General features: G+C 61.8%; 9 protein-coding genes. 3 read left to right on the plus strand and 6 right to left on the minus strand.

Translation table 11 applies throughout. The annotated features are described in order from the left end of the window. The 6 genes from EOA22_RS16465 to EOA22_RS16490 all read right to left on the minus strand — a co-directional run. The coding region (locus EOA22_RS16465; RefSeq protein ID WP_127390085.1) for a DUF6638 family protein at nt 1-858 on the minus strand (858 nt) is incomplete at its 3' end. A 42-nt stretch (nt 859-900) separates the two neighbouring features. After that, nucleotides 901-2,811, minus strand: a complete 1,911-nt coding sequence (locus EOA22_RS16470; protein WP_063168856.1) for an ATP-binding protein — start codon at nt 2,809-2,811, stop codon at nt 901-903. 24 nt (nt 2,812-2,835) lie between these two features. Continuing rightward, a complete protein-coding gene (locus EOA22_RS16475) occupies nt 2,836-3,981 on the minus strand; it encodes a hypothetical protein (protein ID WP_063168855.1) in 1,146 nt (381 codons plus the stop codon). A 31-nt stretch (nt 3,982-4,012) separates the two neighbouring features. Beyond that, on the minus strand, nt 4,013-5,101 hold the full coding sequence (locus tag EOA22_RS16480; RefSeq protein ID WP_024504535.1) for a hypothetical protein: 1,089 nt from the start codon (nt 5,099-5,101) through the stop codon (nt 4,013-4,015). A 311-nt stretch (nt 5,102-5,412) separates the two neighbouring features. Continuing rightward, the gene (locus EOA22_RS16485) at nt 5,413-5,802 is read right to left on the minus strand and encodes a cytochrome c family protein (RefSeq protein ID WP_063168854.1); all 390 of its coding nucleotides are present in this window, start codon (nt 5,800-5,802) and stop codon (nt 5,413-5,415) included. An 89-nt stretch (nt 5,803-5,891) separates the two neighbouring features. Beyond that, nucleotides 5,892-6,503: a thymidine kinase gene (locus EOA22_RS16490; protein WP_013529955.1), complete on the minus strand. Its 612-nt coding sequence runs from the start codon at nt 6,501-6,503 to the stop codon at nt 5,892-5,894. Nucleotides 6,504-6,740: 237 nt separating this feature from the next. Between EOA22_RS16490 and EOA22_RS16495 the strand changes: the two genes are divergently transcribed. The 3 genes from EOA22_RS16495 to EOA22_RS16505 all read left to right on the plus strand — a co-directional run. After that, nucleotides 6,741-7,676, plus strand: coding sequence for a choline ABC transporter substrate-binding protein (locus EOA22_RS16495; protein WP_013529956.1), 936 nt, complete (start codon nt 6,741-6,743; stop codon nt 7,674-7,676). 134 nt (nt 7,677-7,810) lie between these two features. Continuing rightward, nucleotides 7,811-8,665, plus strand: a complete 855-nt coding sequence (gene choW / locus EOA22_RS16500) for a choline ABC transporter permease subunit (RefSeq protein ID WP_024504538.1) — start codon at nt 7,811-7,813, stop codon at nt 8,663-8,665. Next, nucleotides 8,662-8,911, plus strand: a 250-nt coding sequence (locus EOA22_RS16505) for an ATP-binding cassette domain-containing protein (RefSeq protein WP_127390086.1), incomplete at its 3' end; no start/stop codon positions are given. The genes choW and EOA22_RS16505, both read left to right, overlap by 4 nt.

Here is an 8,911-nt window from a genome sequence, read left to right on the forward strand (position 1 = left end):
GTGCTCGAGGTAGCCCGAGGCCTCGACCCAGGAGGCGCGCGGCAACTCGATGCGGCCGGTGGTGGCGAGGAACTTGAACACCTTGTCGGCGTCGTTAATGGAGAGATAGCTGACCTGCCACGGCCGCGAACGGCGGAAGCCTGGCGCCGCAGGATCGCTGATCACTGTCGTCACATCCGGGTCGACGAAGACGTAAAGGCCACCGAAATGGCTGGTCCAGTAGGCGTTGTGGCGGAAGATCACCTGGTCGGGCACCAGCGCGTTCTCGCGGATGTCGCCGCAGATCTTGGCGAGCTCGACCATGCGGTTCAGCATGGCGCTGTCGCGCCAGGCGTCGGGCTCCTGCTTCAACCGGTCGACGAGCTTGCCGAGCTCGGCGGCCTTGCCCAGCACATCCTCAGCCGACAGCACCTTGAACTCGACCTGGCTGATCGACAGCAGGTCCTCGATATCGTTGACCTTGGGAACGGAATCCTCGATCTCGCCGTAGATGACATCCTTGATCGTCAGCGCATCGATGGCGCGCTGGTTCTTGGACATGAACTCGAACATCAGCTGCGAGGTGTTGGAGAAGGCGGTGTGCACCACCGGCAGGTCGATCTGCGACGGCGTCAGGATGATGAAACGGCGGTTGACCTCGTTGGGATCGAGATAGTCGTAGTCGTCGCATTCCTCGGCCACTTCGGGCGAAAAGCCGGTGCGATCGATCTGGAAGGTCTTCAGCTTGGTCGGCTTCAAGCCGAATGCGGCGAGCGCCTTGTTGTAGCGCTGGATCAGATGCGGCTCGTCGACCGTCAGCAGCCGGCCATAGATCAGCTCATTGTCGCGCAGGAGATCGGGTTTCTTGGCGGGGCTCATCTTGCCTTCTCCCACAAGGGGTGAAGGGAAGGCCGGCGCAGCTCACGCATTCCATAGCCCCTTCTTCTTCATCTCCTCCATCTCGCGCGCAGCCCGTTCGCGCAGGCGGGCGTCGCGCAGCAGTTTTTCCACGGCGGAGTCGTCGGACTTGTCGGAATAGCGGAACTCCGAGTCGGCGTAGCGGTTGATCTCCTGCATGACCATGTCCATCGAGAACGGCCCGCGCAGTTCCTCGATCATCGCTTTCTTCTCGTCGTAGCCCTTGTGCATGAAGACTTCCGGCTTCTCGAACCAATCGTCGGGAAGCTCGATGTCCATGGCGCGCATCTTGATGGCGTCGGTGACATTCTTGATGGCGCGACCGGTGAAGCGGGGCTCGGCATCCTTGATCAGGTGCAGATAGGTGCCGATGTCGGCCATCGATTTCGGCGCGCCGTTCTCCTTCATGTAGCGCTCGTAGACCTTCATCAGCCCATCTTCCTGCGGCTTCTCGTGCTCCTCATAGGCTTCGGTCACGGCGCGCTGGATTTCCTGCGCGGCGTAGAGGTCGTGTTCGCCGAGCGGGATCTTATGGTTTTTCCCCGCCAGCAGGACAAAAATATCGATGTAGTCGTCGCGGCTCTGCGGCCCGTCGACCAGCCAGCGGGCGCCGGCGCGCTGGCGCAGCGCGTCGTCGACATTTTCGGGGTAGTTGGAGAACATGCCGAACGAGCAGTTGCCGCGCACCACGGTGGCGGCGCCGGCGAAGGCGTCCATCAAGACGCCTGTTATCTCCTGCTGGCCGGCGGAGGCGCGGTCGTCGGAGCGTCTGGCGGCCACCTGGTCGATGTCGTCGATGGTGCCGAAGCCGATGACGCGTGGGTTCAAGACATTGTTGATGAACTGGCGGCAGTTCTGGCCCGACTTGCCCTGGTAGGACGAGATCTGGTCGACGCCGAAATTCTCGTAGGCGAAGGGATAGCCGGCGACCTGGCAATAGCCGTTGACGAGGCCGGCGATCATCTGGATCAGCGTCGTCTTGCCAGTGCCGGGGGCGCCGTCGCCGATGAAGGTGAACAGGAAGCCGCCGAGCTCGACGAACGGATTGAGTTCGCGCTCGAAATCATAGGCCATCAGCATCTTGGCGAGCTTGACCGACTGGTATTTGGCGATGTGGTTGCCGACGACCTCTTCCGGCTTCTTGAAGGTCATCACCAGCGGTTTTGAGCGCTTGCCCGGCGCGACGTCGAAACCATCGAGAGTGAAATCGTCGGCATCGATGCGGATATGGGCGTTCTCGAACGGGCCGATGCCGTCGAAGCGGCCCTTGCGGGCCAGAAGCCCGTCGATGGCGACGCGGGCGAAGGCGCGTGCCCTTGTCATCAAATCGGCATCATCGGACGATCCCGAGATCGCCTTGTCGAGGCCAGCGAGGATCGACTTCACCGCATCCTGCGGCGTGTCGAACAGGAAGTCCGGCTCGGGGATGTCGTTGGGTGCCTCGCCGTCGCTGTCGATCAGCTGGAACAGGTAGGAGGCGAGGCTGAAGGCGGAGATGTAAGCCGAGGCCGACAGAAGCTTCTTGAAGGTGGCCGCTTCGTCGCCTTCGAGCGGCGCGCGGGTATTCCTGGCCTGCAGGCTTTCGAGGTCGGAGCCTTCGGCAAAGACGTCCGATATGGCCAGCGCGATCGCCGTGCCGCGCCGGGCGCGAAACAGGAGCGTGTGCTGCGGGATGGTCAGCAGCTGGTCGTCGAGATGAACGGCGCCGACGGTCTTGGCCAGCTCGACCTCGCGCGTGCGACGCACCGAGCCGACCGAGACGGTCGAGACGAAGCGGCGGTTGGTGCCGGCAAGCGCGGTGCCGGACTCCCGTGACGGGTCCTCCAGCACGACGATGCGGGTGATGAAGCTCTGCGCGGTGGCGCGGTGCTTCTCGATGGCGGCTTCCGGAATGGTGGTCAGGCCGGTATCCATGAAGGGTGCTCCGTGGTGTGACGGTCAGACGTCTGAGATGACCTGTCCGTTGGACAGGATATGAACCTTGTAGCCGGCAAAAATCTTCTGTGCTTCGCCGGCGGCGTAGAGTGCCTGATAGGCCTCGTGCGGAATCAGCGCATGGTTTTCATAGCTCGACACGCCCTGACGCGCGGCTTCCAGATCATCAGTGTTGATGAAGAATTCCTGCGTTGTCTTCTCACTCGAAAACAGGCCCTTGCGGCCGGGTTTCTCGCTCTTGGAATAGACCTCCTGGATCGTCCAGGTCAAAAGCCAGGCATTTTGCGGCTTGCGCACCTTGGCCAGAACCTCGGTCACCGTCGAATTGTTGTCGGTAATCCCCACCGAATAGAACGGGCCGAGCACGACGCGGCGCAGCTGCTTGGGGTGCAGCGGTTCGAAATCCTTGTCGAGGTTGACCGCGATGGTCGCCGGCGACAGCGTATAGGCGGAGTTCTTCTCGGTGAAATCGTCGAAACGATGGGCAAGCTCGGGATTGAGCAGGCCGTCGACCGGCAGCGGAATGTCGACCGTCTCGTTGAGTTTGCCGTTCCTGTCGACAAGCTGGCGGATCATCGCGTCGGAAGAATCCTCCACCGTCACCATGTAGACCAGAGGCAGGTTGGCGCTGCCGTCGAACGTCGCCCAATGGACGAGATAATAGGGCCGTCCCGTCTTCGGATTGACCGAGACCTTGGCGGTTTGCGCCAGCGTGAAGGAACCGAAGGTGTTCTCGCTTTTCACGTCCTCGAGATAGAGCCGCTCGGCCATCGACTTCTGCAGCGCCTCGGGGAATTCCTTGTGGCGCAGGATGAAGTCGGCCATTTCCTCGCGCAATTCGCCGGCGAGCGGGATGTTGGCAAGCCGCGCGTCGGCCTGGCGGCGGTCGTTTTCCAGTTCGAGCAGGTTCTGGAACACCGGGAATCCGCTTTCGGCCCGCGAAATGCGGAACGTGTCCATGAAGCCCAGCCGGTTGCGCCAGCAGGAAAACGACTTGTCGAGCCGGGCGATGTATTCGGCGACGATCTTGGCGACGATGCCGTGCCGGTAAAGCGGCGAGCGATCGTCGCGCATGAACACTTCAAGGCCGCTCAGCGCGGCCGTGATGGCGGAGAAATATCGTGCCGCCGCTTCGTTTTCGGGGGTCATGCCTGTGCGCTCGCGGGCAGTCCTATCACCCCTAAGACTGCACGTAGTTTGCCGAATTGTGCTTCTTCAGCACCTCGTCGAAGCGGCGGGCAAAGGCATCGTCGGCCAGCTTCTTGCGGCGCTGGATGTCGGCGGTGGCGACCATGTTCTTCTCGTGCATCTCGAGTAGGTCGCCGATGTGTTTTTGCGAAGCAGCACCGATGCCGGCCATGGTTTCCTCGGCGGTGTTGTCGACCTGGCTGCCCAGCGTGTTGATCTTGTGGGCGACGTCCTGCTGGGCGGCGGTCTTCAGCGAATCTTCCAGCGCCTTGTAGAGCACGATGCGCTGCTCGGTATCGATGGTCAGCTTGTTGATCAGCGTCGATTGCGCGGCGATCTGGTTGTTGAGCGAATCGACGAAGGTCTGGAACATCGAGGTGTAGCGCTCGAGCGTCTGGCTCTCGGCCAGCAGCTCCTGCTCCTTGGCCTGCTTTTCGTTGTATTCCGTCGCCAGCTTGGAGCGTTCGCCTTCGAGCTGCGTGCGGTCCTTCTGGCTGGTCGAAGCGGCGATCTTGTTTTCGATGTCGAGCAGCATCGGGTTGAGCTCCTCGATGCGCTTCTGCACGGCTTCGAGGTTGGTCATGGTGGTCTTGCGGCGCTCGATCACCTGCGACAGGCTGGTTTCCGAGGTCTTGTAGCGCTGGTCGAGGACCTCTTTCTGCGCCTTCAATATGCCGACGATGGTGTCGGATTTGACCAGCAATTCCTGCAGATTGCCCGCCAGCGACATGTTGCGGACGCGGTCGGTGCGCATGCGCTGCTTGCTCTGGCTGGAGAAGATACCGATGAATTTTTCCCAGCCGGTGTAGTTCTTCATGCTCTCGAACTCGGAGCCGAAGACGTTGGTGGCGTCCTCCAGGCCGATGATCAGGTCGGCAATGTTGCCTTCCATCACCTTTTGCTGCTTCAGCACATCCTCGATGCGGGCGTTCTCGAGGTCGAAATTGGCGTCGCCGATCTTCTTGTCCGATGTGGCGAGCGTATCAAGCATGGTGCCGGACTGCTCGATCTTGGAGCGCATGTCCTGCACGACCTGCTTGGTCTTGGCAATTTCGGCGTCGAAATTCTGCAATGTCGCCATTGGGGCCTCCCGCTTCGGCATGACGTCGCTGGTCGCGAACAGCGGCGAATATATGTGGGGCATCGGGGGATTGAAAGACGTGACAACAAGGGCGGCGTGAAAACAAAAGAATCCATCAGGGTCTTGAAAACCAGTGAAGGCGGGGGCCTGGCGTGATTAGCTTGCCTGCCAGCCGTAGTTCAGCTGTCATTGAACTTTCATGCGGCAAGCCGAGGGCGCACGGATGCCTTTGTATTCGGCAAACGACTGAAGCAATCGCGGCCGCGATATGCGAGGGGAAAGCCGGTTTTACAGAGCTGATGAACAGCGGATCAAGGCTTGGGATCGGCCTTCAGATAGGCGATGACATTGGCGATGTCGTCGTCATTGGTCAGGCCGCCGAAGGCCATCTTGTTGCCCGGCACCTTCAGCTTTGGGGCCTTGAGATACTCGGCGAGATTGGCTTCATCCCAGACCAGGCCGGCGGCGCCGGCACTCTTCATCGCCTCGGAATAGTGGCCAAGAAAGCTCTCTGCGCTGCCGGCGGTGCGGCCAACGACGCCCAACAGATGCGGACCGACCTTGTCGCGGTCGGTGGCTGCGTCATGGCAGGCCATGCATCGGTTGAAGACCTTCTTGCCCAGGGCAGGATCACCGCCGGCATGGGCTACGAGCGAGCTGGCAAGGAGAAGGATACTGGCGAACGAAGCGTCTCGAAGCATGGCTGACCCCGGGGAGCTCTGGCTGGCTGCGTTATAGTACCGAGGCCTTAAGAAACGCTGCATCGGGCCGGGGTCAAGGCCGCCGACCGTCAGCCCTTGATAAAGCCGATGAAGTCGTCTGGCGCGGCGCGGCCCATCTCTTCCTCCCAGTGGCGGCGGCAGAGCGAGACATAGACGTCCTTGCCGATCGCCACCTGCTCGCCCTGGCGCGCCACCTTGCCATCGGGGCCGAGGCGCACGACCATCGTCGCCTTGCGGCCGCATCGGCAGATGGTGCGCACTTCGCGCAAATCGTCGGCGATGGCCAGCAGCGCGCGCGAGCCGGAAAACAGCTTGCCCTGGAAATCGGTGCGCAGGCCGTAGCACATGACCGGGATGTTCAGCCGGTCGGCGATGCGGGCGAGCTGCCAGACCTGCTCTTCCTCGAGGAACTGCGCCTCGTCGACGAAGACGCAATGCACCGACGTATGCGCGTGATGAGCGGCGACGCGGGCGAACAGATCGTCGCCGTCGCGAAACATCTCGGCTTCCGTCTCCAGGCCTATGCGCGACGAGATCAGGCCTGTATCGCCCTTGCGGTAGTGGCCGGCGACGAACAGCATCGTGCCCATGCCGCGCTCGCGGTAATTGTAAGAGGCCTGCAAGAGCATCGTCGTCTTGCCGGCGTTCATCGTCGCGTAGTGGAAGTAAAGCTTGGCCATGCCGCTCTTTTAAGCCGACTTGGCCTGACACGGGGAGGGGCCAGAGCGGCATTCCCCTGAAAAAGCCGGCTGGCCAGACAAAAGCGCCTGATGTGTCGCTGATTGGCCAGCCCGCGCCGTTGATCGTGATTGTCTTAATGCTTGAAACCACACCAGAATGGTGTTTGGCTGACGAAACAAGGCGGGCATAGAAACCGTAGCTACGCTTCGCCAAAGAATCACAATGGGAGACTGTCTATGTCGCGTATGAACTCTTTCGTCGCCGGCCTCGGCCTGGCGGCTTTTTTGTCAACCAGCGCTGCCTACGCCGGTGATCCGGCAAGCTGCAAGGCGGTGCGCCTTTCCGACGTCGGCTGGACCGACATCCAGGCGACGACCGGCGTCGCCTCCGTGCTGCTGACCGCGCTCGGCTATGAGCCGCAAACGATCCAGCTGTCGGTGCCGGTGACCATGGCGTCGCTGAAGAACAAGGATCTCGACGTGTTCCTCGGCAACTGGATGCCGTCGATGACCAACGACATCAAGGACTATACAGCCGACGGTTCGGTCGAGACGATCAGCACCAACCTGACCGGCGCCGGCTACGGCATCGTCGTGCCGACCTATGTCGCCGACGCCGGCGTCAAATCGCTGACCGATATCGGCAAGTTCAAGGACAAGTTCAACGGCAAGATCTATGGCATCGAGGCCGGCAATGACGGCAACCGCATCATCCTCGACATGATCAAGAACCCGAAGGACAATCTCGAAGGCTTCGAGCTGGTCGAATCCTCGGAAGCCGGCATGCTGACGCAGGCCGAGCAGTCGATGAAGAACAATGAATGGATCGCCTTCCTCGGCTGGACGCCGCATCCGGTGATGGGCGCCATGAAGATCACCTATCTCGACGGCATGGGCGACAGCGGCTTCGGCGCCGCCACCGTCTACACCAATGTGCGCAAGGGCTACACCACCGAATGCCCGAACGCCGGCAAGTTCATCGCCAACCTGAAGTTCAACCTGGACATGGAAGGCGAGATGATGGACGCGATCCTCAAGGGCGGCGACGCCAATACGGTTGCAACCGACTGGCTGAAGAAGCACCCGGATGCCGTTGCCCCGTGGATAGCCGGCGTGACCACCTTCGACGGCGGTGACGCTGCCGCCGCCATCAAGACCGCGCTCGGAAGCTGAGCCGACTGAATTCGGCAAAGCCGAACCAGGAAGGGCAGCCATCTTAGAAAAGGCTGCCCTTTTTCATATCCTGTGACAAGATGACGACGGCCGAGGCCGAGGGGCAGGGCGGTCTCCTGCACGAGAGGGGCGATATGGATCCGATTTCGAAATTCATGGTCGATCACAAGATTCCGATCGGCGCCTGGGGAAAGGCCTTCTTCGGTTTCCTCACCGACAATTTCGACACTGTGTTCAGGGCCTTTTCGAATGGCCTCAATTTCCTGCTCGACGGGCTGGTCGGCATCCTCTTGATGGTGCCGCCGGTGCTGCTGGCGCTGGTCATCGCCGTTGTCGCCTGGCTGCTGCAACGCTCGCGACCGCTTGCCATCGGCGTCTTTCTCGGCCTGATCTTCATCATCAACCAGAACCTTTGGAAGCAGACGGTGCAGACGCTGGTGCTGGTCGTCGCGGCCGCTGCCATGGCCATGGCCATCGGCGTGCCGCTCGGCATCTGGGCAGCGCACAAGCCGAAGGTCTACCGCGTCATGCTGCCGGTGCTCGACCTGATGCAGACGCTGCCGACCTTCGTCTACCTGATCCCGGTGCTGACGCTGTTCGGCCTCGGCAACGCGCCCGGCCTCATCGTCACCATCATCTTCGTCATCCCGACCGCGGTCCGGCTCACGCATCTGGGCGTCGTCTCGGTGCCGAAGTCGATCGTCGAGGCCGGCGAGGCTTTCGGCGCCACCAAGAGCCAGCTGCTGTGGAAGGTGGAACTGCCGTCGGCGCTGCCCACCATCATGGCCGGCCTGACGCAATCGATCATGCTGTCGCTGTCGATGGTGGTGTTTGCCGCACTGATCGGCGCCGGCGGGCTCGGCACCGAGATCAACCGGGCGCTCGGCTCGCGCCGCATCGACCTCGGGCTTGAGGCGGGGCTTGCCATCGTCGTTTTGGCCATCGTGCTCGACCGGATGACCCGCATCGCCGTTGGAGGCAAGAAATGACCGTCGCCGTCGATTTCAGGAACGTCGATATCGTTTTCGGCGCCGACCAGGCCGGATCGCTGAAGATGATCGACGCCGGCGCCAGCCGCGCCGAGATCCTCGAAAAGACCGGCAATGTACTGGGCTGCGCCGGCGCCAGCCTGACCGTGAACGAGGGCGAGATCTCCGTTCTGATGGGCCTCTCCGGTTCGGGCAAGTCGACATTGCTGCGGGCGGTCAACAGGCTCAACGAGGTGTCGCGCGGCC

It is taken from the genome of Mesorhizobium sp. M7A.F.Ca.US.014.04.1.1 (assembly GCF_003998745.1).
GTDB classification, from domain to species: Bacteria; Pseudomonadota; Alphaproteobacteria; order Rhizobiales; family Rhizobiaceae; genus Mesorhizobium; species Mesorhizobium ciceri.

What these genes read in the sequence shown, in the direction of transcription:
- EOA22_RS16470 (WP_063168856.1), bottom strand. Translation starts at nt 2,811, where the DNA reads ATGGATACCGGCCTGACCACCATTCCGGAAGCCGCCATCGAGAAGCAC.
- EOA22_RS16485 (WP_063168854.1), bottom strand. Translation starts at nt 5,802, where the DNA reads ATGCTTCGAGACGCTTCGTTCGCCAGTATCCTTCTCCTTGCCAGCTCG.
- EOA22_RS16480 (WP_024504535.1), bottom strand. Translation starts at nt 5,101, where the DNA reads ATGGCGACATTGCAGAATTTCGACGCCGAAATTGCCAAGACCAAGCAG.
- EOA22_RS16475 (WP_063168855.1), bottom strand. Translation starts at nt 3,981, where the DNA reads ATGACCCCCGAAAACGAAGCGGCGGCACGATATTTCTCCGCCATCACG.
- EOA22_RS16495 (WP_013529956.1), top strand. Translation starts at nt 6,741, where the DNA reads ATGTCGCGTATGAACTCTTTCGTCGCCGGCCTCGGCCTGGCGGCTTTT.
- choW (WP_024504538.1), top strand. Translation starts at nt 7,811, where the DNA reads ATGGATCCGATTTCGAAATTCATGGTCGATCACAAGATTCCGATCGGC.
- EOA22_RS16490 (WP_013529955.1), bottom strand. Translation starts at nt 6,503, where the DNA reads ATGGCCAAGCTTTACTTCCACTACGCGACGATGAACGCCGGCAAGACG.